The 26,234-nt window shown below is 48.1% G+C and carries 25 protein-coding genes; 9 read left to right on the top strand and 16 right to left on the bottom strand.

All coding sequences use genetic code 11. From position 1 onward, the window contains the following. On the top strand, window positions 1-828 hold an 828-nt coding region (locus tag ACJAYR_RS15835; RefSeq protein WP_415237505.1), incomplete at its 5' end, for an anthranilate synthase component I family protein. A 128-nt stretch (window positions 829-956) separates the two neighbouring features. On the opposite strand, the gene ACJAYR_RS15830 is transcribed toward ACJAYR_RS15835, so the two are convergent. Further along, a complete protein-coding gene (locus ACJAYR_RS15830) occupies window positions 957-2,102 on the bottom strand; it encodes a divergent polysaccharide deacetylase family protein (protein ID WP_415237504.1) in 1,146 nt (381 codons plus the stop codon). A gap of 224 nt (window positions 2,103-2,326) precedes the next feature. On the opposite strand from ACJAYR_RS15830, the gene ACJAYR_RS15825 reads away from it, so the two are divergent. The 6 genes from ACJAYR_RS15825 (at window position 2,327) to lexA (ending at window position 7,265) form a co-directional block, all read left to right on the top strand. Continuing rightward, complete coding sequence (locus tag ACJAYR_RS15825) at window positions 2,327-2,920, top strand: anthranilate synthase component II (RefSeq protein WP_415237503.1); 594 nt, start codon at window positions 2,327-2,329, stop codon at window positions 2,918-2,920. After that, window positions 2,920-3,948 carry an anthranilate phosphoribosyltransferase gene (gene trpD, locus ACJAYR_RS15820; RefSeq protein ID WP_415237502.1) on the top strand — a complete coding sequence of 343 codons (1,029 nt, stop codon included), beginning with the start codon at window positions 2,920-2,922 and terminating at the stop codon, window positions 3,946-3,948. Before ACJAYR_RS15825 ends, trpD begins: the two co-directional genes overlap by 1 nt. 4 nt (window positions 3,949-3,952) lie before the next feature. After that, entirely contained in the window at window positions 3,953-4,744 is a 792-nt protein-coding gene (gene trpC / locus ACJAYR_RS15815; protein WP_415237501.1) for an indole-3-glycerol phosphate synthase TrpC, read from the top strand. Between the two features lie 5 nt (window positions 4,745-4,749). Further along, window positions 4,750-5,226 carry a cyclic pyranopterin monophosphate synthase MoaC gene (moaC, locus tag ACJAYR_RS15810; RefSeq protein ID WP_415237500.1) on the top strand — a complete coding sequence of 159 codons (477 nt, stop codon included), beginning with the start codon at window positions 4,750-4,752 and terminating at the stop codon, window positions 5,224-5,226. After that, a complete protein-coding gene (glp, locus tag ACJAYR_RS15805) occupies window positions 5,223-6,437 on the top strand; it encodes a gephyrin-like molybdotransferase Glp (protein WP_415237499.1) in 1,215 nt (404 codons plus the stop codon). The genes moaC and glp overlap by 4 nt, the downstream gene beginning before the upstream one ends. 81 nt (window positions 6,438-6,518) lie before the next feature. Next, window positions 6,519-7,265 carry a transcriptional repressor LexA gene (lexA, locus tag ACJAYR_RS15800; RefSeq protein ID WP_415237498.1) on the top strand — a complete coding sequence of 249 codons (747 nt, stop codon included), beginning with the start codon at window positions 6,519-6,521 and terminating at the stop codon, window positions 7,263-7,265. Here lexA and ACJAYR_RS15795 read toward each other — a convergent pair. After that, complete coding sequence (locus ACJAYR_RS15795; RefSeq protein ID WP_415237497.1) at window positions 7,262-9,361, bottom strand: ComEC/Rec2 family competence protein; 2,100 nt, start codon at window positions 9,359-9,361, stop codon at window positions 7,262-7,264. The genes lexA and ACJAYR_RS15795 overlap by 4 nt on opposite strands. A 124-nt stretch (window positions 9,362-9,485) precedes the next feature. On the opposite strand from ACJAYR_RS15795, the gene gltX reads away from it, so the two are divergent. Both gltX and gltA read left to right on the top strand, forming a co-directional pair. After that, a complete protein-coding gene (gene gltX / locus ACJAYR_RS15790) occupies window positions 9,486-10,889 on the top strand; it encodes a glutamate--tRNA ligase (RefSeq protein WP_415237496.1) in 1,404 nt (467 codons plus the stop codon). Window positions 10,890-11,009: 120 nt separating this feature from the next. Then, entirely contained in the window at window positions 11,010-12,314 is a 1,305-nt protein-coding gene (gltA, locus tag ACJAYR_RS15785) for a citrate synthase (RefSeq protein ID WP_415237495.1), read from the top strand. Window positions 12,315-12,485: 171 nt separating this feature from the next. On the opposite strand, the gene lpxB is transcribed toward gltA, so the two are convergent. From lpxB to tsf, 14 genes are all read right to left on the bottom strand, one after another. After that, the gene (lpxB, locus tag ACJAYR_RS15780; RefSeq protein ID WP_415237494.1) at window positions 12,486-13,679 is read right to left on the bottom strand and encodes a lipid-A-disaccharide synthase; all 1,194 of its coding nucleotides are present in this window, start codon (window positions 13,677-13,679) and stop codon (window positions 12,486-12,488) included. 20 nt (window positions 13,680-13,699) lie between these two features. Next, window positions 13,700-14,569, bottom strand: coding sequence for an LpxI family protein (locus tag ACJAYR_RS15775; RefSeq protein ID WP_415237493.1), 870 nt, complete (start codon window positions 14,567-14,569; stop codon window positions 13,700-13,702). After that, entirely contained in the window at window positions 14,535-15,320 is a 786-nt protein-coding gene (lpxA, locus tag ACJAYR_RS15770) for an acyl-ACP--UDP-N-acetylglucosamine O-acyltransferase (protein WP_415237492.1), read from the bottom strand. The genes ACJAYR_RS15775 and lpxA overlap by 35 nt, the downstream gene beginning before the upstream one ends. A 105-nt stretch (window positions 15,321-15,425) precedes the next feature. Further along, window positions 15,426-15,890: a 3-hydroxyacyl-ACP dehydratase FabZ gene (gene fabZ, locus ACJAYR_RS15765; protein WP_415237491.1), complete on the bottom strand. Its 465-nt coding sequence runs from the start codon at window positions 15,888-15,890 to the stop codon at window positions 15,426-15,428. Next, window positions 15,887-16,912, bottom strand: a complete 1,026-nt coding sequence (gene lpxD / locus ACJAYR_RS15760; RefSeq protein WP_415237490.1) for a UDP-3-O-(3-hydroxymyristoyl)glucosamine N-acyltransferase — start codon at window positions 16,910-16,912, stop codon at window positions 15,887-15,889. Before lpxD ends, fabZ begins: the two co-directional genes overlap by 4 nt. Further along, window positions 16,912-17,478 carry an OmpH family outer membrane protein gene (locus tag ACJAYR_RS15755; protein WP_415237489.1) on the bottom strand — a complete coding sequence of 189 codons (567 nt, stop codon included), beginning with the start codon at window positions 17,476-17,478 and terminating at the stop codon, window positions 16,912-16,914. The genes lpxD and ACJAYR_RS15755 overlap by 1 nt, the downstream gene beginning before the upstream one ends. A 1-nt stretch (window position 17,479) precedes the next feature. Next, a complete protein-coding gene (gene bamA / locus ACJAYR_RS15750) occupies window positions 17,480-19,762 on the bottom strand; it encodes an outer membrane protein assembly factor BamA (protein WP_415237488.1) in 2,283 nt (760 codons plus the stop codon). A 51-nt stretch (window positions 19,763-19,813) separates the two neighbouring features. Continuing rightward, complete coding sequence (gene rseP, locus ACJAYR_RS15745; protein ID WP_415237487.1) at window positions 19,814-20,974, bottom strand: RIP metalloprotease RseP; 1,161 nt, start codon at window positions 20,972-20,974, stop codon at window positions 19,814-19,816. Window positions 20,975-20,999: 25 nt separating this feature from the next. Next, entirely contained in the window at window positions 21,000-22,205 is a 1,206-nt protein-coding gene (locus tag ACJAYR_RS15740) for a 1-deoxy-D-xylulose-5-phosphate reductoisomerase (RefSeq protein WP_415237486.1), read from the bottom strand. A gap of 1 nt (window position 22,206) precedes the next feature. Then, on the bottom strand, window positions 22,207-23,013 hold the full coding sequence (locus ACJAYR_RS15735; RefSeq protein ID WP_415237485.1) for a phosphatidate cytidylyltransferase: 807 nt from the start codon (window positions 23,011-23,013) through the stop codon (window positions 22,207-22,209). Beyond that, window positions 23,006-23,740 carry an isoprenyl transferase gene (locus tag ACJAYR_RS15730; protein ID WP_415237484.1) on the bottom strand — a complete coding sequence of 245 codons (735 nt, stop codon included), beginning with the start codon at window positions 23,738-23,740 and terminating at the stop codon, window positions 23,006-23,008. The genes ACJAYR_RS15735 and ACJAYR_RS15730 overlap by 8 nt, the downstream gene beginning before the upstream one ends. A gap of 3 nt (window positions 23,741-23,743) precedes the next feature. Then, window positions 23,744-24,301 (bottom strand): ribosome recycling factor, encoded by a 558-nt coding sequence (gene frr, locus ACJAYR_RS15725; protein ID WP_169545587.1) that lies wholly within the window; start codon window positions 24,299-24,301, stop codon window positions 23,744-23,746. 74 nt (window positions 24,302-24,375) lie between these two features. Continuing rightward, a complete protein-coding gene (gene pyrH, locus ACJAYR_RS15720; protein ID WP_169545588.1) occupies window positions 24,376-25,092 on the bottom strand; it encodes a UMP kinase in 717 nt (238 codons plus the stop codon). Between the two features lie 150 nt (window positions 25,093-25,242). Next, entirely contained in the window at window positions 25,243-26,169 is a 927-nt protein-coding gene (gene tsf, locus ACJAYR_RS15715; RefSeq protein WP_415237483.1) for a translation elongation factor Ts, read from the bottom strand. Window positions 26,170-26,234: the final 65 nt, after the last annotated feature.

The raw sequence follows: 26,234 nt of genomic DNA, 5'->3' as shown, positions 1-26,234 counted from the left end.
GAAGAATATTTTCAGATGGTGGAGAAAGCCAAAGAATATATTCGGGCCGGTGATATTTTTCAGGTTGTGCCAAGCCAACGCTTTGAAATGCCTTTTGATTTGCCGTCCCTATCGCTTTACAGGGCACTTCGCAGAACAAATCCGTCACCGTTTATGTATTACCTGAACTTTGGCGAATTTTCGGTCGTTGGTTCAAGCCCCGAGATTCTGGTTCGTCTTCGCGATGAAAAAGTCACTATTCGGCCCATCGCCGGAACCCGCCCAAGAGGCGCAACCTTTGCCGAAGACAAAGCCCTTGCCGAAGATCTTCTAAGTGATCCCAAAGAGCTGGCTGAGCATTTAATGCTACTTGATCTGGGCCGGAATGACGTCGGACGGGTTGCCCGCATCGGCAGCGTGTCAGTGACTGAAAAAATGGTGATCGAAAATTATTCGCATGTCATGCATATTGTCTCAAATGTCGAAGGCGACATTCAGGACGGCCTGACGGCAATTGATGCGTTAAAGGCAGGTTTTCCAGCTGGAACAGTGTCCGGCGCCCCGAAAGTCCGGGCAATGGAAATCATTGACGAGCTGGAAAAATCCAAACGGGGTGTATATGCGGGTGCCGTAGGGTATTTCTCCGCCAACGGGTCCATGGATACCTGTATTGCCCTTCGAACAGCCGTTGTTAAAGATGGAAAAATCTATATTCAGGCAGGCGGCGGTGTCGTTGCAGACAGTGATCCGGAAGCCGAATATCAAGAAACCGTCAATAAAGCGAAGGCCCTTGTAAGAGCCACACAGGAAGCCATCCGCTTTGCTTCCGAAGGCAGCGGAAACCGCTAACCGATAACAACCAGTATACAACAAAGGGCAGCGGAACAAACGCTGTCCTTTGTTCTTTCGCAGCTGTCTCTAATACCAGAAACCTTCAAACCCAGCGGTTCCGCTGGCAGGCACAATAGTTTGCCGTGTTACTCGGTTTTGGTCGCGATCTTATTCTTGAAAGATAGGATATGACTTACAGTCGAAAAATTGTATCCAGCGTTCACTGCTTGCGGCATCCAGATTTTCAAAGCAGAAATCGTTTCGGCATGGGGATGGCCGATTGCAATGGCATGACCGTTTTTTGCAGCCAGTTTTTCCACTTTCTTCAACTGCTTTAAAATATCTGGAACATTAATCACATTATCGATGAAAACGTCCCGGATTGCGGCAGGCACATTTTTTTCTAAGGCCAAACGATATCCAGTCGACGCTGACGTGGTTTTGCTATCCAGAAAAAGTAGATCCCGCTTGGCAAGTTCATCCATCACAATTTGCATTCCGGGCTCATAGGCCGTGAATTTGCTGCCCATGTGATTGTTCACCCCGACATACCCCTCAAAACTATCAAGGTTGAGGATGACCCGGTCTCGTATTTCCTGCGCGGACAACTTGTTTAACAATGCGTTGGGGCCTGGATTGGCAGACGCGCGTGTTGGTTCCATGGGTAAGTGCAGCATTGCCTCATGCCCCTGGGATCGCGTCAATTGAACGCTTTCCTGCAGGTTTGGCGCATATGGCAAAAATGAAAGAGTGATCACCTCATCCAATGCGACCAGCTCTTTAATGCGTTTCCGGTTTAGCCCGACGTCATCAATCACAATGGCAATGGTTGGTTTTGTGTGATCAGAGACACCAGATCTGGCGGCATATCGCTGCCAGGCGGGCCCTTCTTCAATCTGTTGCGCCCCACTTGGCGGCAACGCCGCAATCACCGTCTCTTTTTCAAGGTTTTCCGCTACACCCGGAAGAGACTCATCCCTTGGAACCGTGTACGGGTTATCATGGGATAACGCATCCACCGGTTTTGAAAGAGGGCGAATTGTTTCTTCACTTTCAAGGGGGGCGTCATCCACCGTTTCTGGCGTTCCTTTTTCAACCGACATTACAGGAACGGAATTACGCGCCGACGAGGACCGGTTTTCTTTGACAATACTGCCAATAAGCATACCGCCCGCCAGACTGAAAATAAGCAAGGCGGCACAGAAAACGAGTAACCGCAGCGGAGAGTCTACCAGAGACTCAATAGGTCCCTTTTCTTCTATCGGTTCTTTTGGATCACTATTCTTGCTCATAAGGTGTCGGCAATTCCTTTTCGTCTACCCTCATGGTTTTAGACGCTATGGTTAATGGAAACCATAATTTTCTCGGTTATTTCGCAGTCTTTCATCAAATGTAACCCCAATTGCTCGAATGCGTGCTTGACGGGAGCCAAAAGTAGTGGAAACTAGAAGCCCAAATTCATACATTCTGTTTTAAATTCAGACTGTTCTGCTCGTACCATCGGCAAGATAGAAAAATGATCGTATTAATAGATAACTATGACAGCTTCACCTACAATCTCGTTCATTTTATGGGCGAATTAGGGGCGGACATAAAAGTATTTCGAAATGATGTCATTTCAGTGGATGACGTTCTTGCGTTAAACCCAACTGGTATTGTTCTGTCACCGGGGCCGTGTACACCGGATAAAGCTGGCATCTGCCTAGATATGGTGAAAACCGCAGCGGCAACAAACATGCCGTTGTTAGGTGTTTGCCTGGGCCACCAGTCAATTGGTCAGGCCTTTGGCGGCAAGGTTGTTAGAGCCGATGAACTGATGCACGGAAAAACATCCCCCATCCAACACGAAAATGTTGGCGTTTTCAAAGGACTTCCCGATAACTTTGTGGCGACACGTTATCATTCATTGACAGTGGCACCGGATACGGTTCCTGACTGCCTGAGCGTAACCGCACGAACAGAAGATGGTGTGATCATGGGATTGCAGCACAAAGAAAAACCACTGCACGGAGTTCAGTTTCACCCTGAAAGCATAGCGTCCGAACATGGTCATCAATTATTGCGTAATTTCCTTGAACTGACGGACGAGACGTTAAGGGCAGTTGCGTAATGAGCGTGAGCAAAGACTTCAAAGGATTATTGTCGCAAATCGGTGCGGGCCAATCTCTGAGCGTTGATGAAGCGAAACTGGCTTTTAATACAATCCTGTCGGGCGATGCGACCCCTTCTCAGATGGGCGCGTTCCTGATGGGCCTGCATTTACGCGGCGAAACAGTGGATGAACTGATTGGCGGCGTGACCGTTTTGCGTGAAAAGGCCAACTATATCACGGCCCCGGAGGGCGCTGTTGATGTTGTTGGGACCGGCGGTGATGGCCACGGAACCCTGAATATTTCAACAGCCGCGGCTTTTGTGACGGCAGGCGCAGGTGTTCCAGTTGCCAAGCATGGCAATAAAGCCGCGTCTTCACGGTCGGGAACTGCCGATGTTCAGGCTGTATTGGGTATCAATACAGAATGCGACCTTGCTCTCACGGAAAAGGCCGTCCATGAAGCCGGTATCGGTTTCATGGTTGCTTACCGCCATCATGGTGCTATGCGGCATGTTGGTCCGACCCGTGTGGAACTTGGATTACGGACAATTTTTAATCTGTTGGGTGTCATGTCCAATCCGGCGGCGGTTAAGCGTCAACTGACCGGAGTTTACGACCCGCGCTGGATGCGTCCCATGGCAGAAACCCTGAAAGAACTGGGATCCGAGCGCGTGTGGATCATGCATGGCGCTGATGGTCTGGATGAGCTGACAACAACCGGCCCATCTCAGGTGGTTGAGCTTAAAGACGGTGTGATCACCGAATTCGAAATTACTCCTGAAGAGGTTGGGCTTCCGCGCGTTGGCCTAAAGGATATAAAGGGCGGAACACCGCAAGAAAATGCCAAGGCGTTGCTGGCCCTGTTGAACGGCGACAAAGGGCCTTACCGTGATATTACTCTGCTGAATGCTGGCGCCGCCATCCTGATCGGTGATAAATGCGAGACCCTTGCAGAGGGCATCGCGCTTGCCGCCCAATCGATTGACAGTGGCGCGGCCCGCCATGCCTTTGAAGAAATGAAACGCATTACAAACCTGAGTAACTGATTTTATGAGTATTCTCGCAAAAATTTGCAGTGATAAAGCTGAGCATGTTGAAAACTGCAAGAAAGTGACTTCCTTAAGCGATTTGGAGATCGCTGCAAAAGACGCATCCAGTCCGCGTGGATTTGTCCAGGCGTTAAGAAACGCCCGAGCAGAAAACCGCTATGGTTTAATTGCGGAAGTGAAAAAAGCCTCTCCGTCCAAAGGTCTCATTCGCGCTGATTTCAATCCTCCCGCTCTTGCCAAAGCGTATGAGGAAGGTGGGGCAACCTGCATGTCTGTTTTAACAGATATCCCATATTTTCAGGGTGCGGATGAATATCTGGTAGCCGCCCGATCCGCGGTAAGCCTGCCGACATTACGCAAGGATTTCATGATTGACCCCTATCAGGTCACTGAGGCCCGCGCGTTGGGGGCAGACTGCATTTTGTTGATCATGGCAGCACTGGACGACGGACAGGCTCAGGAGCTTGAGGCCGCGGCGTTTCATTATGGCATGGATGTCTTGATTGAAGTGCATGACGCTGAAGAACTCGAACGAACCTCGGTTCTTAAAAGTCCGTTGATTGGCATCAACAATCGAAACCTGAAAACGTTGGAAGTGGACATCGCAACCACTGAATTGTTGTCTCAAAAACTGCCTGAAGATTGTCTTCCCGTCAGTGAAAGCGGACTATATACAACGGACGATCTAAAGCGGATGGAAAAAGCCGGATGTGGCTGTTTTCTGGTGGGCGAAAGCCTGATGCGACAGGATGATGTGGCAGGCGCCGTTCGAACCCTACTTGGAAACGGATAATTCATATGGCCGGATTTACGCATTTCGATGACAAAGGATCCGCCCATATGGTGGATGTGGGCAACAAAGAAATCACCGAACGCAGTGCCACTGCAACCGCCCGGGTCCTGATGTTACCAGAAACATTTATTCTGGTGCGAGACGGCAAAGCAAAAAAAGGGGATGTCTTGGCCGTTGCGCGTTTGGCCGGTATCATGGCGGCAAAAAAAACACCGGATCTAATCCCGCTCTGCCATCCGCTGGCGCTTACCAATGTCTCTGTCGAATTTGAATTGGACGAGGCCGCATCGGCAATCGATATTCTGGCGACTTGTAAACTCAAAGGCCGCACTGGTGTGGAAATGGAAGCGCTGACAGCCGCAACGGTTGCAGGCTTAACAATTTACGACATGTGTAAAGCCGTCGACCGGGGCATGGAAATCACAGGGGCCAAACTCCTCTCCAAAAGCGGCGGTAAATCAGGAACCTATACAGCATCATGATTTCAGTAGAAGAAGCCCGCAAAAATATCCTTTCCGCCCTCACCCCTGTATCCACTGAAAGCATAAGCCTGCATAACGCATCGGGCAGGGTTTTGGCGGAAGACATTCAGGCACGAAGAACACAACCGCCAAGTGATATGTCCGCGATGGACGGCTATGCGGTCAAGATATCTGATTTAAGCAAGATCCCTGTGACGCTTACCGTTATCGGCGAAGCCCCTGCAGGGGGATCTTATGATGCGACCTTGCAGTCCGGCCAGGCCGTCCGGATCTTCACCGGTGGTCCTGTGCCGAAAGGCGCGGATACCATTGTCATTCAGGAAAATACAAGCCGCGATGGTGACTTGGTCACGATTGAAGAAGGCACTGAAAAAGGCCGGTTTATTCGAAAAGCCGGTATCGATTTCAAAGAAGGTGAAACAGGTCTTTTCTCTGGAAAAACTTTAACCCCTCGGGATATTGGTTTGTTGGCCGCCATGAATATTCCCTGGGTAACAGTGCGTCGGAAACCCGTCGTCGCCCTTTTATCTACTGGTGATGAACTTGTTCGCCCAGGGGAACCTGTTGGCCCGAACCAAATAATTTCATCAAACGCACTTCTGGTTGCTGCAATGGTCGAAATGGCGGGTGGTATTCCTATCGACCTTGGCATCGCACAAGACAACGAACAATCCCTAAGGCATATGGCTGAAGGTGCCAAATCCGCCGACTTACTGGTGACTTTGGGGGGCGCATCGGTTGGTGATCATGATCTGGTGCAAACAGTTCTGGGAAAAGAAGGCCTGAACATCGATTTCTGGCGAATTGCCATGCGCCCCGGAAAACCTCTGATGTTTGGTGATCTGAACGGCACACCAATGCTTGGGATGCCGGGAAATCCTGTCTCCAGTGTCGTATGCAGCTATATTTTTCTATATCCGGCGATCGATGCCCTTTCGGGACGTTCTCCCCGGAAAACGCTTGTCTCACCCGCGATCCTTTCCCATGACATTAAAGAAAATGATCAGCGGGAAGATTATCAGCGGGCCAAAATTATCGGCGAAAAAGACGGCCTGCCTTTGGTTGAACTTTTCAGCAATCAGGACAGCTCGCTTTTATCTGCTTTATCCGCCGCTAATTGCTTCCTAAAACGTGCGCCATTTGCGCCAGCGTTGAAAAAAGGAAGTCAGGTCAGCATTATTCCACTGGATGAGGGATATCCCCGCTGTTGATGAAATGCCCCCTTGACGAACAATGAGAACTTTTGTAGAACAAAGTTAATGTTTTTGTTTTGTTCTTTCTGATGGGGCGGCATGTTAACAAAGAAACAGCACGAACTTTTGATGTATATCCACACGTATCTGGAACAGAAAGGCGTTTGTCCGTCTTTTGATGAAATGAAAGAAGCGTTGGACCTCAAGTCGAAATCCGGCATCCACCGTTTGATTACCGGCTTGACGGAGAGAGGGTTCATTCGGCGTTTGCCGCATAGAGCCCGGGCTCTTGAAATATTAAAACTTCCAGATGCGGTTCTTCCCGTCGGGATTTCCAAACGAACATCCAAAATCTCTCCTGCCTCTGAATTTAATGTGGTGCAGGCAAATTTCGGGCATAAACCGCAAATCGGAAGTGGAGCAGATAACACTTCTGCACCGCCGTCCGGGTCTTCGGACAATGGCATGGCCTCCCTCCCCCTTTATGGTCGGATTGCTGCTGGTACGGCGATTGAAGCATTGGCCGATCCAACCAGTTTTGTCGACGTGCCCAATGGGATGCTAGCGTCCGGCGTGCATTACTGTCTTGAGGTTGCCGGCGATTCAATGATTGATGCCGGGATTCATGATGGGGACACCGTTATCATTCGCGAAAGTAAAATTGCTGAAAACGGATCTATAGTGGTTGCGCTTATTGACGATCAGGAAGCAACCTTGAAACGGCTGCGGCGTAAAGGCAATACCGTTGCGCTGGAAGCCGCCAATCCTGATTATGAAACTCGGATTTTTGGCCCGGATCGCGTTAAGGTTCAAGGTCAGTTGGTCGGGTTATTCCGTAAATACTAACGGTTTACTTCAAGCCATTTCCGATAAACCAACGGCACCCATGGACGATCCCCACGGAGGGAATTGACCGTTTCCAGGCGGGCATTCCCCTTTTCATCCAGATAGAGGGCATGACCGCCTTCGCGCCAAAGTGAAAATTTATCCACAATTGTAGACGGGTTCCGGCAGCCTTTTGGTATGGGAACCCGGCTGATTAAGATATCGGCCCTGTCACAATCTGTTTTAATAGTATGCGCGTTGTTCAAAAACGTGATTACTTTTGTATTTTTCAGATAAACACACCCCGTCCCGTCACAGCGAAAAATGGGCGTTTTCCAATTTGTCAAACGTTCAAATTCCTGAATACCCAAAAGTTGGGTCCATCTTTCACGCTCGAACCGTTCAGAACGAAAGGTTGACGCTGCCGTGCCGTACTTCTGGTCATTGATGGCAAACAGGGCGCCGGATTGCGAAAAGAGAATGGATGGCCTTTCGGCAATAAGGACCAACGCAAGTATGAAAGGGGCTGCCCCTAATGCCAGAAATCGCACCGAATGCCGCCAAATGAAAAACCAGAAGAACGCAAGGATCAGCACAACGAGACCGGATATGGGAAGCACACCAACCTTCAGGACGGATGCTGTAAATCCCGATGCGTAATGCGCAATAAAAAGGATCATTGATATCCCGTCCCCTGCAAGTTCCAAGGGTACCGCCGCCAAACCAAAGGGCATGAGGCAAAAAGCGATCAGGATCATTGGCATCACCCAAAAGCCCATTATGGGAACGGCAATCAGATTGGCCGCAACACCAATGACAGAAAATTGCCCAAAATGAAAAATGGCAAAGGGGGCTGTCGCAAAAGACGCGATCAGGGATGTGAGAAAAATACCCAGAAAATAATAGGTGAAGCGCCTCAAAACACCCCGTTGATTGCTTTTCAAGATAAGCAGATGCCCCCATCGTTCATATCCTGCAATAAGACAGAAAACGGCAGCAAAGGACATTTGAAAGCTTGCACTTAATAAGGTTTCTGGCAGAAAAACTAAAATCAAAAGGGCCGCAAGTGCGAGGTTCCTGAGTGATAGAGCCGTTCGGTCAAAACAGATGGCCAGAAAGACCATTGAGATCATCAGAAAAGCCCTTACGGCCGAAATACTCATGCCACTTACCGCAAGATAGAAACAAATTCCGATCAACGCCACGATAGCGGACCATTTTTTGATCGGGTGGTTCAGGGCAAGGATTGGAAGGGCACTGAGCAACAATCGAACGGCGAAGAAGATAATCCCGCCGATCATACCCATATGCAGCCCTGATATGGCGAGTAGATGGGCAAGCCCGGAATTTCGCATTTCTTCCAATTGGCTTTTAGGCATATGACTTCGATCGCCCGTCATGATCGCCATGGTGAAGCCCGCTGACGTTTCCGTACTGTTCTTCAATATATAGCGATTGATCTTATCGCGCAGCAATGCGGACATAGAGGAAATCTGCGCCCGAAGAGAGACAGCGTCACGGGTTTGAATTTCCGGACGACTGATCGTATAGCCGACTGCACCGATTTGTTTGTAATAACTGTCGCGCTGAAAATCATAGCCGCCGGGATAGGCTGGTGGGGGGGGCGGTAACAAAACGGCTTTAACCGATATTTTGTCTCCCGGATGTAGGGACTGAACATCCGAACGGGTTGAAACCCGTACTGTTTTCAAATCAGGGATCGAAGCCAACTCGAATTCAGGTTGCGCGAGCGTTAATCGAACTGACTTTTGACCCGCTGATTTTTGAACGACGATCCCCGTAAACATACTAATGGACTTCTTTTGAAGGATCGGTGCCGCAACCCATTCAGTACGAAGAATTGCCCCAGAAAATCCCGCAGTGACAATTGCCAAGGATAAAACAGGGATCAAAAGACCTTCCCGTTGTCGGACAAATCGAAAAAACAACAGAGAAATTAGGAAAACGGGCAATCCGCACCAATATAAAGAGGGATGCCACAAAACTGAATAATAAGCCCCTATTCCGACCGCATACAGCACAGGAACCCAAAGAAACCAACGACTTCGGTCCAAGAAGAAACCGGCAAGCAGCCAATTAATAAGGAATCTCGTCACACCATTCACAGCTCTTATCCAACACGGGCTTGCTCATTTGGAGTACAAATAGTAAAAATGCCCCAGAAATGGGGATAGTTTAGATACTAAACCTATAATTGAATTTAATGCAAAGTAAATTGCCATGACCGTTGTTACCAGATTTGCGCCCTCTCCTACGGGTTTTCTTCATATTGGAGGAGCCCGTACAGCCTTGTTTAATTGGCTGTATGCCCGTCATCATGGCGGTAAGTTCGTTTTGCGGATTGAAGACACGGATCGGGAGCGGTCTACGGACGAAGCAATTGATGCAATTCTCAAAGGCATGAAATGGATGGGGCTGGACTGGGATGGTGAACCTTATTACCAGTTTGCCCGCCGCGAACGTCATGCAGAAGTTGCAAAACAATTGCTGGACAGTGGCAATGCCTATTATTGCTACGCGTCAAAAGAAGAACTGGCCGAAATGCGCGAAACAGCCCGGGCTGAAGGCCGCGCACCTGGCTATGATGGCCGTTGGCGGGATCGCGATCCATCAGAAGCCCCTGCAGGCGTTGATCCTGTGGTCCGCTTTAAATCCCCGAATGAAGGCAACACCGTCATTGATGACGCCGTTCAGGGAACGGTTACGATCGCCAATGCCCAACTCGATGACCTGATCCTGCTTCGGGCGGATGGAACACCGACCTACATGCTTTCTGTTATCGTGGATGACCATGATATGGGTGTGACGGATATCATTCGAGGCGACGATCACTTAACCAACGCTGCCCGCCAGTTGCAATTATATGACGCTTTGAATTGGGCCGCGCCCAGAATGGCTCATATTCCGCTTATTCATGGACCGGATGGGGCAAAGCTCTCCAAACGGCATGGTGCTCTTGGCGTGGAAGCCTATCGAGATATGGGGTATCTTCCCGAGGCAATGCGGAATTATCTACTTCGTCTGGGTTGGTCACATGGGGATGACGAAATCATCTCAACCGAACAGGCTATTGAATGGTTTAATCTGGAGAATATTGGAAAATCTGCGTCTAGATTTGATTTTGACAAGCTGGAAAACCTGAACGGTACCTATATTCGACAGGCCGATGATGGGTATCTGACAGACCTTATTTTACCTCTGTTGGAAGAGAAAACCGGGCTTTCTGTGACCGATCATCAACGCTCAATGATAGAAAAAGCCATGAACGGCTTGAAAGAACGGGCAAAATCAGTAATATCCCTCGCAGACAGTTCGCATTTCTTAATATCCCAACGCCCGTTGTCTCTGGATGATAAGGCGTCGAAACTAATAACGGCAGATAGTAGCGGTGTTTTAAATCGTCTGGCTGAAAAGCTGGAAGCACTATCCAACTGGGATAAAGATGCAATCGAAGCAATTGTCCGCGAAAGCGCAGAAGCTGAAGACCTAAAACTTGGTAAAATCGCGCAACCACTAAGGGCTGCGCTTACAGGTACAACGGTGTCACCAGGCATTTTTGACGTTCTGGAGATACTCGGAAAAGAAGAAGCTCTCGGGCGAATTCGGGACGCGGCGAAAATCTGATTTTCGCCATTCGGAATATCAGCCGTTTCAAAAAAAACGCTGAGATGTGGAATCAGTTTCGAAAGAAACTGAACAAACCTGACGCCAGAATAAGCTGGCTGAATAAAAAGGAAAAATTATATGAGTGGCTCTGAAGTTACTGGCTCCGTAAATCTTGAAGACAAAAGCGGTGAACCACTAAGCCTTCCTTTAATTAGTGGCACAGTCGGCCCGGATGTTATCGATGTTCGCAAATTATATGGTGCGACAGGTCATTTCACATATGATCCAGGATTTACATCTACAGCCTCTTGCGATTCTGCCATCACCTATATCGATGGTGATCAAGGCGTATTGATGCACCGCGGATATAAAATTGAAGAACTGGCTTCGAAAAGTGACTTTATGGAAGTTTGCTTTCTTCTGTTAAAAGGTGAATTACCAACAGCCGAAGAAAAAGCCAAATTTACGCATGACATCACTTATCACACGATGCTTCATGAACAACTGACCCAGTTCTTCAAAGGCTTCCGCCGCGATGCTCACCCTATGTCTATCATGGTTGGTGTTGTTGGTGCCCTTTCTGCTTTTTATCATGATAGCACCGATATTAACGATCCGAAGCAGCGTATGATTGCCAGCTACCGGTTGATTGCTAAAATGCCAACCATTGCGGCCATGGCTTACAAATATTCTGTTGGTCAACCCTTTATCTATCCTGACAACGAATTGTCTTACGCAGAAAACTTCCTGCATATGACCTTCAGCGTACCTGCTGAGAAGTATAAACTGTCTCCAACAGTGGCACGGGCGATGGATCGTATCTTCATCCTTCATGCGGATCACGAACAGAATGCATCTACATCTACAGTGCGTCTGGCGGGTTCATCAGGCGCCAACCCATTTGCCTGTATTGCTGCTGGTATTGCCTGCCTTTGGGGTCCTGCCCATGGCGGCGCAAACGAAGCCGTTCTGACAATGCTGGAAGAAATTGGTAGCGTTGATCGTGTTGAAGAGTTCATTGCAAAAGCAAAAGACAAAAACGATCCTTTCCGTCTGATGGGCTTTGGTCACCGGGTTTATAAAAATTACGATCCACGCGCAAAAGTCATGCAGGAAACCTGTTACGAGGTTCTTGAAGAACTTGGTATCAAGGACGAGCCTATGCTTAAACTGGCTATGGAACTTGAAAGAATTGCGCTTGAGGACGAATATTTCATCGAGAAGAAACTCTTCCCGAATGTGGATTTCTACTCTGGCATCATTCTGAAAGCTCTGGGTTTCCCAACCAGCATGTTTACTGTTCTGTTTGCACTGGCCCGGACAGTTGGCTGGGTCGCACAATGGAACGAAATGATGGAAGATCCGGGACAGAAAATCGGTCGTCCTCGCCAGTTGTATACTGGTCCAGGAGAACGTCCATTCGTTCCTGTTGAGAAACGCTGAACCATGCGGGCTTCTCAACCCAATGTGAGAAAAAATATGCCTTCGGCTTTGGCCGAAGGCAGTTCCTCCCGTGGGCGGAAGCTTATCCTAAAAGCAGCAAATGATAACAGACCTTCGTGGGGATATCGGCTTAAAAAAGGACTGTTTTTTGCGGGTCCTGTTGTGGCCGTTCTATTCTTTGGTCTCATCTGGTTTATGTCCTGATGCGATTGTCGCCAGAACAACCTCGGCCGCCCTCACGCCCGGGGCTTTTTCCCCAACCCCCAGTGCCTTAACAGCAGATGCGTAACCATCAACCTGTTTCTGACGTGCCTCTTTGTCCAAAAAGAGCCGAGTAAGCGATGGCGCTAAAATTTCTGGCAAGCAATTTTCCAGAATATGTTCCGGCACAACTTCCTTATCTTCCAGAATATTCACAAGATTTACATATGGCAGCTTAATCAGACGTCTGGCAATCCACGCAGTCACGGGATGCATCTTATAGGCAATAACGCACGGCAAGGATGCTAACGCCAACTCCAGACCAACCGTTCCGGATGCCGCCAACGCAACATCACTCGCCGCCATAGCATCATATTTCTCGCTGCTGTCAATGACCACACTTGAAAAGGGCCATTCATTCAAAGCATTCTCTACTATTTCTGTGGTTTTTCCGATAACCGGAACAACCAACGTAAATTCGGGAACCTCTGACTTCACAAGATCCAGCGTTTCTTTAAAGATTGGCAAATGTTTTACGACTTCGGTCCGACGACTCCCCGGTAAAAGCATCAGCAAAGGCTGATCTGCTTTAAATCCGTGTTTTGTTCGAAAGGCTTCAGCATTTCCACTTGCGGCCCCCGTTTCAATAACCGAATGACCAATAAACGTTGCCGGCAATCCAACTTTTTCAAAATAGGCTGGTTCAAACGGTAGGATTGTTAAAAGGTGATCATATAGCGGGGCAATTTTTTTGGCCCGACCAGAACGCCATGCCCAAACGGATGGCGCAACATAATGGATCTTTGGAAATTGTGCGTGACGGACTTTTCGGGCAACCCTAAAACTGAAATCAGGTGCGTCAATCGTCACAAACATATCCGGCTTGCAATTAATGGCGGCATCGGCCGTTTGCTTTATCCGCTTCAGAAGCGCCGGGATTTTGGGCAAAACCTCTGCAACGCCCATCACCGTCAATTCTTCCATCGGAAACAGGCTATCCAGGCCCTCTTCTTTCATCAATGGACCGCCAACACCAACAAAAGAAATTGGCCGATCGCTGATCTGTTTCAAACCAGCCATCAACTTACTGGCCAAGACGTCACCAGAAGGCTCGCCAGCCACTAAAAAGATCTTAAGGGGGTCAGTAGGACTAGGTTTCATCATATGCATCTATGTCCCGGCCCCTAGCGCGGGACGACGGTACCCAAAAGGAATAGGCCCGCCTCATCAGCAAGGCGGATCGTTTCATCGCGATCGACAATCTGGCTGGCTTCTGCTTCAATCGCAATCCCCCGCAAGTTCGCATTGATTGCCTGACGCACCGTGTCCGGTCCGACGGTCGGCATATCCGCCCGTAGATCCTGTCCAGGTTTGGATAACTTGACCAGAACGCCCGCGGGATATTCAAATTTATGGGTTGCACAGCGTTTAATCAGGTTTTCAGTGCCTTCAGCTGCTTCGATCCCCAACACATACTCGTCCCGGACAATAACCGCCTGACCGATATCAAACTCGCCCAGAGCCTGTATCACGGCTATTCCTTTGTTGATATCCTTAAGGTCCCCTTCATTGGGGTGATTTGCGCCAAGGGTTCCCTGGGTTGATAAGAGATCTTGCGCTATTTCATGCGCCCCAACGATTTTAAACCCTTTTTCTTCAACAAAGGATGTAATAGCCCTCATCAAACCGTCATCCCCTTTACTCACCGCAGACGTAATCCGTCCCAGCAGCTTTAAACCTTCAAAATCAGGAAAAAGGTTCTTGAAATCAGGGCGTGCCACGGGTCCGACCATTGTAACACGGCGGCATTCTTCCCGTTTAAGGGCTTTCAGAAATTTGCCAATTTTTGTGATAGGAATGATTTCGTGGGGATAGTCTTTATATTTTTCAGGGTCGGCTTCGCCCTTCACCAACAGAAGGAACGGCATTTCACCCCTATTTTTCAACGTTTCTGCCAGCGTCAGAGGAAGGTCGCCCTGACCGGCAATAATGCCGACACGACCTTCATCTATCGCTGAATTATGGTTGGCAGAAGCCACGTTTGGAGTCTCCATTAATGAAGTCCAAAACAGTTTTTACAACGACTGACTCTGGATATTCTGATGCAATAAGAGCGGTGCGGTCTTTAAACGTGCCCTCTTCTTCTGCAAACAATTTCTTATAGGCATTTCTCAAGGCATGAATTTCTTCACGGGAAAAATTACGGCGTTTCATACCGGTGAGATTAAGACCAGATAAAACCGCTCTGTTTCCTGTTGCAGATCCGAAAGGAATAATATCGGTTTCAACGCCGGAAGCGCCACCAATCATGGCATGAGCACCAATTCGAACAAACTGGTGAACCGCCGACAAACCGCCGATGATTGCGAAATCCTCAACAACAACATGGCCGCCAAGGGTCGCATTATTCACCAGAATAACATTGTCCCCTACAAGACAATCATGCGCAATATGGGCACCGATCATAATCAGACCGTTATCGCCTACTTTGGTGAGCGATCCGCCCCCTTCTGTTCCCGGGTTAATGGTCACATGTTCGCGAATAACCGTGTTATTCCCGATAATAACCTCACTTTGTTCACCATGGAACTTCAGGTCTTGCGGAACATGACCGATGGAGGCAAAAGGAAAGACCGTACAGCCCTTTCCAATGGTCGTTTTTCCGGCCACTGCCACATGGGATTTAAGAACGGTTCCTTCCCCAATGGAGACACCATTTTCGATCACGCAAAAAGGACCGACTTCGGCAGTTTCGTGAACACGTGCACCGTCTTCGATAACTGCCGTCTTATGAATGTTACCCATCAGGACCCAACACTTCTATTAAAATACACTCTTTGCTATCAAGTTGTAGACAAAGTCACAAATCAAGCTTTGTTTCAACGCGTTTCTTGGCAGCCTAGAAACAGCTTAATCTGTAATCATCGCTGCAAAATCGGCTTCCGCAACTTTCTTGCCTTCTACCTCAACAATACCGGTGAATTTCCAGACTGGCCCGCGCTGCTGTTTTTTGGAGACCTTAATATGCATGACATCCCCCGGTGTTACCGGTGCCCGGAACCGAGCGTTGTCAATAGACATGAACAATACATGCTTGCCTGTATTTGCCGCATCCAATGATTTGATAACAAGAACGCCCGCGGTTTGCGCCATGGCTTCAACAATCATCACACCTGGCATAATCGGCCGATTAGGGAAATGGCCCTGGAACTGAGGTTCGTTCATCGTAACATTCTTGATGCCCGTTGCGCTTTCGCCAGGGTTGATATCCTTAACACGATCAACCAGCAGCAAAGGGTAGCGATGTGGGATCATCTTCATGATTTCAATAATATCGATCGCTTCAAGAACTGTATTTTCAGTTTCGTCGCTCATTTGCTGCTTCCTCTATTCTTCATCAACTTTCTCAGTGTCGCTACACTTCTAAAAAACTCTTTGATCGGTCTTGCTGGAAACCCTGCATAGACCTGCCCTTTTGGAATGTCTGAAATCACTCCGGACATTGCGCTGACCTGCGCACCAGACCCGATTGTAAGATGCCCTGTTACGCCGACCTGACCGCCCAAAAGAACATAATCTTCGACGGTTGAACTTCCTGAAATACCAGTTTGGGCCGCAATAATCACTCCCGTCCCCATTTTCACATTGTGACCAATCTGAATAAGGTTATCAATCCAGCAGTTGTCGCCAATGATGGTATCAGGCCCGGCGCCCCGATCGACACAGGTATTCGCCCCGATTTCCACGTTAGAACCAATAATGACCCGGCCCAATTGCGGAATTTTCACATGCTTGACCGGATCCGGCGCAAAGCCGAAACCATCTTCGCCAATGCGCGAGCCAGCATATAGCGTTACATTGTCGCCCATATGACAGTAACGAACCGAAACCTGAACAGATAGACGGCACCCTTCTCCGATAATGACGTTTTTACCAACGAAGCATTGCGGACCAATAATTGTGTTATCCCCGATTTTAGCCCCAGCTTCGACAACCGCCCCGGCCCCAATCGTCAGGTTTTTACCAAGAATTGCAGTTTCATCAATAATTGCCGAGGGATGAATAGTGCCATCCCCCTCTTCCGGTGGATAGAAATGCCCGGATATTTTTGCAAATGACTTGTAGCTGTCCTTGGAGACCAGCAAAGTCATACCTTCTGGCGCATGTTTTACCGCAGATTCAGGCACAACACATGCTGATGCTTTGGAGTTTTTAAAGGCATCCAGATATTTCGGATTGCTGAAAAAACTAACCATGTCAGCACCCGCACTGTCCAGTGCCCCGACATCAGAAATTACCAGTTCAGGATCAGGGCCTTCTATGCGTGCATCGCTTATCTCAGCCAGATGTTTTAGGGTATAGGGACCCTTGTTTTGGAAAAAGCGTTTATCAGCCATTATTGCGCAGGCAGTGGTACGAGTTTTACAGAAACAGATGGTAACTTTGCGTTTAGATCCGCAACAACCAAATCCGTGATTTCCAATTTGGTTTCACCAAACAGGATTTGTTTCTTTTCAACGATCATGGTTGCCCCAACTGATTTGGCAATCTTGGATACGATGGGTTCCATCGTTTTTTCAATCTTTTTGACCGTATCGGAACGCGTTAAGGCAAACTGCCTCAACTTAAGGCGGGCATTACGATTAAAGTCTGCTGCTTTTTTGCGAAACGCATCCCGTTTTTTTACAAAAACATCAGGCGCCAGAATAGCTCGCTGCTGAGCAATTTGCTGTTCTTCTTCACGAAGTTTGTTTTGTGCGATCTCGTTCTTGGCCTTGAAGTTTTTCTCCATCGCCGAGATTTTCATATCGGCGTCCTTCATGGCTTTAGACTTCGACAAAACAGCCCCCAGATCCAGAACAGCAATATTCTGTGCATCCTGAGCATGCGCAACAGATGTTACGCAGAATAAGCCCAGTAAGATCGCAAAACCCAGTTTGTTAAACATATTAAAAAAGTTCATTTTAGAATCTGGTTCCAAATTCAAGCTGGAAGATTTCATCATCGTCGAAATCTTCTTTCAGGAACGGATAAGACACATTCACCTGCAACGGACCGAATGGTGATGTCCAGTTTACACCAAAACCAGCTGAGGCCCTAAGCGAAGCTTCATCAAGAATATTCGGATCATTATCGTCAATCTGCGCCAATGTACCTGCATGGATGAAGGTCCGGCCCAGCAATCCAAATTCTTCAGGAAAGCCCATTGGGAAACGAACTTCAGCTTTACCCACAATATAGGCATTTCCGCCCAGAGAGTCACCGGTTACCCGATCCCGAGGACCGATACCTGATTTAGCAAAACCACGGAACGACCGGCCGCCAATATTGAACCGCTGAGCAAGGATGACATCTTCGCCTAAGCCAAAGATATAACCAACGTCACCCCCAACACTTAACACAACATCTTTTTCATACAACGGGAAGAAGTGCATGTAGCTTGCTTCTGTCGCAATCGAATATACATCACCGCCCAGACCGGAATAATTTTGCCCAAAGGTATATTGGTTACCCTCCGTCGGCAAAATAGTGTCATCCAGATAGTTAAAGTTCAGATTATAGCCAATTGACGACGTCAGAAACTCACCTTCAGATTTCTGAATAACGGTAGAAGCATCTGATTGTACGTTGTCGATTTTCTCGTTAATCAAAGAATAGTTCACGGATGCCGTGATATTTTCCTTGATCCTGAAACCGGTCCGCAAACGGAAACCCAGACGGTCCAAGTCATAGCCACTTTCATCCTGCAAGTCTTTACGAACATTGAAAATATCGAAGCCTGCCCGTAAATCCCGGCCCATGAAATAAGGTTCTGTAAAGCCCAGATCGATATTCTGGTTTTCCGCCCCCAGAGAAATCTTGAACTTCAGATCCTGACCCCGACCCAATAGGTTGCGCTCGCGGATCGTTAGGTCACCAGAAACAGAATCTGTTGTCGAGAAGCCCGCACCAACACTGAGCTCACCGGTGGATTTTTCCTGTACATCAACATTGATGATTGTTTTGTCGGGTGAGCTTCCTTCATCCTGCGTGACTTCCACCTTCTGGAAGAAGTTCAGTCCGCGGATACGCGCCCGTGACCGACGTAAAAGAGCGGTATTGAAGGCATCGCCTTCGGCCAATTTAAACTCACGGCGAATAACGTGGTCGAGTGTACGAACATTACCAGTGATGTTGATCCGCTCCACATAAACACGCGGGCCTTTCTTAATCTGGTAATTCACAGAAATTTTCAGGTTTTCAGGATCACGATCCACTTTAGGACGCACATTAACAAAGGCGTATCCCAATTTACCCAATTCAAACGTGATCGCCTGAATGCTTTCTTCGATCGCATCCGCATCATACGTCTCGCCTTCAAAGGTCGTCAGCAGGGCGCGGATCGCCTCTGGTTGCAGATCCTTGATTTCGCTTTCAACATCGATCTTGCCGAACGCATATTGCTGCCCTTCATCAAGAGCAAATGTAATGAAGAAGCCATCGCGATCTGGTGTCAATTCGGCAATTGCGGACACAACCCGGAAATCGGCATACCCCTTGCTGAGATAGTATTTACGCAAAAGTTCCCGATCGAAGGTCAAACGGTCCGGATCGTACGTATCGCTGCTGGAAAGAAAGTTGTACCACCGGGTTTCGTCTGTTGAAATCTGACTTAACAGGCGTTTATCCGGGAAAATCTTGTTACCAACGAACCTGATTTTCTTAATGCCGGTCTGTTCGCCTTCATTGATCTCGAAAACCAGATCAACACGGTTTTGTTCCAGCTGGATCACTTTTGGCTCAACAACGGCAGCAAATCGGCCACTGCGGCGGTATACTGTAATAATCCGCTGAACATCGTTTTGAACGCGCGCGCGCGTATAGACAACCCGTGGACGTAGCTGAATTTCAGAATTCAGAACATCATCTTTAATACGGCGATTACCTTCAAAGGCGAGGCGGTTGATGATCGGGTTCTCGACAACATTTACGACAATAGCGGACCCGTCCCGACGGATCGTTACATCGGCAAAAAGCCCCGTATTAAACAGGGCCTTCAATGATTTGTCGACGCGTGAGCGGTTATACGGAGACCCGACAGAGAACAATAAGTATGACTGAACGGTAGACGCTTCAATACGACGGTTGCCTTCCACACGTATTTCAGAAATGCTATTCGCAGTTTGCGCGATTGCCTGATTTTGCCCTGATACAGGAGTACCAATGGCTGCTAAAGCTAGCGCACAGACGAAAATCAATACTCGCAAATTTCCACCCCCCAGCGGATTCCGTTTTAACAGGATTTGAAATAACCGACGTTAAGAAAACAACCCGGTCAAGAAATCCAGCGAGTCCTTAAACAGGTATTTATTCAGATCATTCCACGTTGCGAATATCATTAGCATCAGAACGAGCGTTAGTCCAATACGGAAACCAAATTCCATGTATTTTTCGCCAAGCGGTTTTCCTTTAATGGCTTCAATGACATAAAACAATAAATGGCCGCCATCCAACATGGGAATTGGAAACAGGTTAATCAGGCCCAGACTGATGGATACAAAGATCATGAAATTAAACAGGGACAGCAAATTATCCGAGAGGCTAGACCCTCTTTTTGCAGCGTCCCCGGACATCTTCAAAATACCGATCGGGCCGCTTAGTTCTTTGGTATCCCGCGCACCTGTGATCATCTGGCCCGCTCCCTTTAGGGTTGCCGTGGTCACAAACCAGGTCTGGTCAACAGCGCTGCCCATCGCGCTGAAAAGACCGTGCTGCCGAAATTCACGTTTTTCCGACCGAATGCCTAACTGACCGATTTTTTGAACATTTCCATCGGCATCCACATGCTCGACAATTTTTGGGGTAATATCGAGAAAAACAATTTCACCACCCCGGTCAATTTTCATGTTCAACGGCTCGTTCAGGCCGACAACAACCTTTTGACGTAACTGCTCAAAACTATCGATTTCTTCACCGTTTACCGACAGAATACGGTCGCCAGGCTCGATCCCTGCACTCATCGCTGCACTATCGTCGATCACTTTCGTTGCAATCGGCGGCGTATGGGCCTGGCCCAGTGTCAAAAACAGGATTGTCAGTGCGACAATGGCAAACAAATAGTTAGCCGCAGGACCGGCGGCGACCACCGCAGCCCGTTGCCATAATTTTTTATGATGAAAAGAAACCGATTTTTCTTCTTCTGAAAGTGCTTCAAGACCAGATTCCGCGTTACTGGCAACCCCTGCATCTCCAAAAAATTTTACATATCCGCCGAATGGAATGGCACTAATACGCCAACGACATCCGTTTTTATCATACCAGCCGAACAGTTCTTTACCGAAACCAATGGAAAAAACGTCCACTTTCACACCGCATAAACGTGCAATTTTGTAATGTCCGTATTCGTGAACAAAAACCAAAATTGTAATCACCGCGACAAAGGCGGGAAAGTAAATCCAGTATTCAGATATTAAATCCATTAGGGCTCCATCACCTGACCTAGGGTCAGCTTCTTTGTTCAAGTGCAGTCTGAGTATAGGCTCTCACTCTGCGATTTTCTTCGAATATGTCTGCGATTTCGTTAAAAGTGACAAAATCAATCTTATTCAAAACCTCTTCAACGGTTTCAGAGATTTCCAGAAATCCAATTCGCCCCTTCAGGAAAGCGTCTACCGCGATTTCATTTGCTGCATTTAGGACCGCCGGTGCTGATTTTCCAGTCTTCAATGCGGATTTAGCCAGTCGAAGGGCCGGGAACCGTTCAAAATCCGGATCCATAAATGTCAGTGTTCCTATTTTTCCAAGCTCGAGTTTCTGAGCCTTAAAGGCGTGCCGATTTGGCCAGCCAAGCGCATAAGAAATCGGTGTTCTCATATCCGGAGAACCCATTTGCGCCAATGTTGATCCATCCCGATATTCAACAAGACTGTGCACCACCGACTGGGGATGAACCAAAATATCGATCTGGTCTTTTTCCACCGGGAACAGATGATAGGCTTCGATCAACTCCAGGCCTTTATTCATCATTGTCGCAGAATCAATGGAGATCTTTGCACCCATATCCCAATTGGGATGCGCAAGGGCCTGCTCTCGGCTGACATCCCGCATGTCGGCGCGTGTCAGGTTTAGAAAAGGCCCCCCGGACGCCGTCAGGATCAATCGCTCAACCATCTCAGTCTGATGCGTGTCAAATACCTGAAAAATGGCATTATGCTCGCTATCGACGGGCAGTAAGGTCGCACCGCATTTTTTTACGTTATCAAGAACCAGATCACCGCCGCAGACCAGCGACTCCTTATTGGCAAGCGCAATAGTCGCACCGGTTTTAACGGCAGCCAATGTTGGTGCCAGCCCGGCCGCCCCGACGATAGCGGACATTACCCAGTCGACAGGCGTTCCTGCTGCATCAATCAGGGCCTCTTCCCCGGCCTCTGCCTGGATACCGGTTCCCGAAAGGGCCTGTTTTAAAGTTTCATAAAGGGATGCATTCCCGATAACGGCGCGTTTCGCCGAAAATTCAATAGCCTGTTGTGCCAGAAGAGAAACATTGTTGTGCGCAGTCAGACATTCGACGTCAAAATCCTCCGACGCCTCCCTGATTAACTTTAAAGTACTGACACCGATGGATCCAGTAGAGCCCAAAATTGTAATGCGCTTTGTCGCCGGATTTTTCAAAGCAGCCCGTTCTGCAATCCTTGCTGCAAATTCCATGTTACATCCTTACTGCCATCGCCATAGAATATAGGGCGGGTGCGACAAATAACACACCGTCCAGCCGATCGAGTACGCCGCCATGGCCTGGAATCATATTGCTGGCATCTTTTATTCCAAAATACCGTTTCCAACCGGATTCAAAGAAATCACCGATTTGCGCCAAGACAGCAAACGCCGCTCCGAGCAACGCAACCAGCCAAACCGGAAATCCGGAAAAATCGATATAGAAGGTTGAAACACATGCGACGATCGCCGCACAGATCATTCCACCGATCAAACCTGCCCATGTTTTATTCGGGCTGATGGACACAGCAATCTTAGGACCGCCAATTCTGCGGCCCGCAAAATATGCCCCGGTGTCAGTGGCCCAAACAATCGCAAACAACAAAATTGTCAGGCCAAGCCCATCCGGCTCCAATGTCCGTAACTGCAAAAAACAAAGGACAGGAATACCGATATATAACGGTCCCAGAAAACCGCCCAGCCATTCATTGTCCCGCTTTGAAAAGAGGCCAACAACGAGAATGATGGATGCAGAAATATATAAAGGATACAAAGCGGTTAAGAGGTTTTTCTCATTTTGCAAGTAAATAGATATCAGCAGCGATGCGCCAATCAGCGCGGTATACAGATACCCATTGTTTTTAAAGGATGTTTTGCACCATTCATAGATCATTGCCAAGCCAGCAGCGGTCATAAAAACAGTGAAATACAATTCTCCAAAATAAACAGCAGCGATGGCGATTGGGGCAAGTACAAGCGCCGACATCACCCGCAATTGTAACGATGAATAGGATTTAGCCACTAATCGCTCCAAACCGACGATTACGACCAAAATAGTCGTCAATTGCATCTTCAAGATGCCGTTTCGTGAAATCAGGCCAAAGAACATCCTGAAATACCAACTCTGCGTAGGCTGATTGCCACAGCAGGAAGTTGCTCAGTCTTTTTTCGCCGCTGGTTCGAATAATCAAGTCTGGATCTGGAATATCACCGGTATCCAAGCTCTTGGAGAACAGATGTTCTGTTATTTCTTCAGGCTGCAATTCACCAGCCTTTACTTTTTCAGCCAGGCTCTGAACCGCAGATATTATCTCTGCTTGCGCCCCATAGCTTAACGCAATCGTGAGAACCAGTCCCCGATTATCCTTGGTTTCTTCTAACGCGACGTTGGCCAGGTCTTGGATGTCCTGGGGAAGCCGTTTCAGGTTTCCAATAAAGTTTACCCGAACCCCATTATTCTTAAGCTCTTTCAATTCTCTTTTGATAAAGAATTTAAACAGCCCCATAAGATGATTCACTTCTTCTTCCGGACGGTTCCAGTTTTCTGAAGAAAAAGCAAAGAGTGTCAGATAGGGCACGCCCAATTCACGGCATCCCTTGACAGCTTCACGAACAGCTTTTGCCCCCTGTTCATGCCCCTTTAACCGGCTCATTGAACGACGGGTAGCCCACCGTCCATTGCCATCCATAATGATGGCAATGTGGGTCGGAACTTCAGATATGGATTGACTAGATTGTGCAATCTCCATCAATCAAACCTGCATGATTTCCTGTTGTTTTTCTGACAGCATATCGTCCACATTTTTTACATATGTGTCCGTCAGCTTTTGAATGTCTTCTTCCGCTTTTTTTACATCATCCTTGGAGTAATCACCGTCTTTTTCAGCCGCTTTGGCGGCATCGTTCCCGTGACGACGCACGTTACGGATCGCAACCTTTGCCTGCTCAGCATATCCACTAGCAACTTTCGTCAGCTCAACACGACGTTCTTCAGTAAGCTCCGGAATAGGAACGCGCACTGTTAAACCATCTACGACAGGGTTTAGACCAAGACCAGCATTGCGAATGCCTTTTTCAACGGCGCCGACATTTCCCTTGTCCCAAACCTGAACGGCCAGCATCCGGGCTTCCGGAGTACTTACTGTTCCAACCTGATTCAAAGGCATCTCTGCACCATAGGATTCAACCGTTACAGGCTCCAGCAAACTGATATGCGCCCGACCGGTTCTCAGACCACCAAATTCCGTTTTTAGAGACTCCAAAGCCCCTTTCATCCGTTTTTCCAGGTCCTTCATTTCTGGCCCAGCCATTACTCTCTCCCTAAATTAATAGATATTTCTAACATGCTATCTTAATTCAACAAATCGCTGTGACGGCATTATTATCAAGAAACTTCCGTAAAGCATCCGTCTTTTTTCAATACTCTAGCAAATGACCCGGTTTCCTGAATAGAAAATACGAGAATTGGAATATTGTTTTCCCGTGCCAGTGATATTGCCGCCGCATCCATGACCTTGAGATCATTTGCAATTACATCAAGATGACTGAGCGTATCAAACCGTTTTGCGTCTGGCGAAGTGCGTGGATCTTTATCATAGACCCCATCAACATTCGTGCCCTTAAGCAGCGCATCACATTTCATTTCTGCCGCTCGCAACGCAGCAGCGGTATCGGTTGTGAAAAATGGATTGCCTGTTCCGGCTGCAAAAATCACAATCCGTCCACGTTCCAGATGACGTTCTGCCCGGCGGCGAATGTATGGCTCGCATACCGCGGACATCGGAATCGCTGAAAGAACCCTGCTTTCCATACCTTCTTTTTCAATGGCATGCTGCAAGGCAAGAGCGTTCATGACGGTTGCCATCATCCCCATATAATCGGCATTTGCCTGATCCATGCCCTGAGCCGTCCCGGAGACGCCGCGAAAAATATTTCCGCCGCCAACGACAACGCAAACCTCGACCCCTAAATCATGGGCTTCGCGGATATCCTGTGCAATACGTGTGGCAGTTTCCACATCGATACCATATTGCTGATTTCCAAGAAGAGCCTCGCCGGAACATTTAAGAAGAACCCGTTTATATTGCGGTTCACTTGGCATTTTAACCCCGATTTCTAACAGTTGATCTGAATTGAATTTCGGGAAGACAGCATACAGGATCGGCGAAATATTGAAAGTAATCCTGTCATCCCATAAAAATATGGCGGCCTCGTTCCCGAGACCGCCATGTTCTTTAGAGTGGTTTTGCGCTTAGCCGCTAACTGCAGCAGCAACCTCAGCAGCAAAATCAGATTCTTCTTTTTCGATACCTTCACCAACCGCGTAGCGGATAACGCTTGCGATCTTGATGGGGGATCCAAGTTCCTTGCCTTTAAGCTCGACAGCTTTTTCAACAGAATTTTCACCGTCAACGACGAAAGTCTGTTTCAGCAGAACAACTTCCTGATAGAATTTGTTCAAACGGCCTTCGACCATCTTGGCGATAATTTCTTCTGGCTTACCAGATTCGCGTGCCTGATCGGAAAGAACTGTCCGTTCACGCTCTACTGATGCTGGGTCCAACTCGTCAACAGAAACTGCTTCAGGGTTTGTTGCTGCAACATGCATTGCAATCTGCTTACCAAACTCTTCCAGTTTGGCCGCATCGCCTTCACTTTCCAAAGCAACAAGAATACCGATCTTACCAAGACCAGGGGCTGTTGCGTTGTGAACGTAAGATGCTACGACACCATTTTCGACAGACACGCTCACTGCGCGGCGCAGGTTCATGTTCTCGCCGATTGTTGCAATTGCGTTTGTCAGGGTCGCTTCAACAGTTTCGTCTGATCCTGGGAAAGTTGCCGCTTTAATTGCGTCCAGATCGCCAGACTGTGTAGATGCAACATCTGCGATGCCCATTACCAGTTTCTGGAAATCTTCATTCCGACCAACGAAGTCTGTTTCTGCGTTCACTTCAACGATCGCACCAGACGTGCCGGATGTTGAAACAGCCACCAAACCTTCAGCCGCGACACGACCAGATTTTTTAGACGCTGTCGCCAGACCTTTTGTGCGCAACCAGTCAATCGCAGCATCAAGATCACCTGCGGTTTCAGTCAGCGCTTTTTTGCAATCCATCATGCCGGCGCCGGATTTTTCGCGAAGTTCTTTAACTTTTGCAGCTGTAATTTCAGCCATAACCGATCCTCATTTCAATAAATGTGATTGATTTAAACTGTCACATGCCCATTGCGAGCATGTGA

The sequence above is a fragment of the Sneathiella sp. genome (genome assembly GCF_047631475.1).
Taxonomy (GTDB): Bacteria; Pseudomonadota; Alphaproteobacteria; order Sneathiellales; family Sneathiellaceae; genus Sneathiella.
Note: the sequence above shows the minus strand (reverse complement) of the source record. Positions and strands in the feature narration are given on the sequence as shown.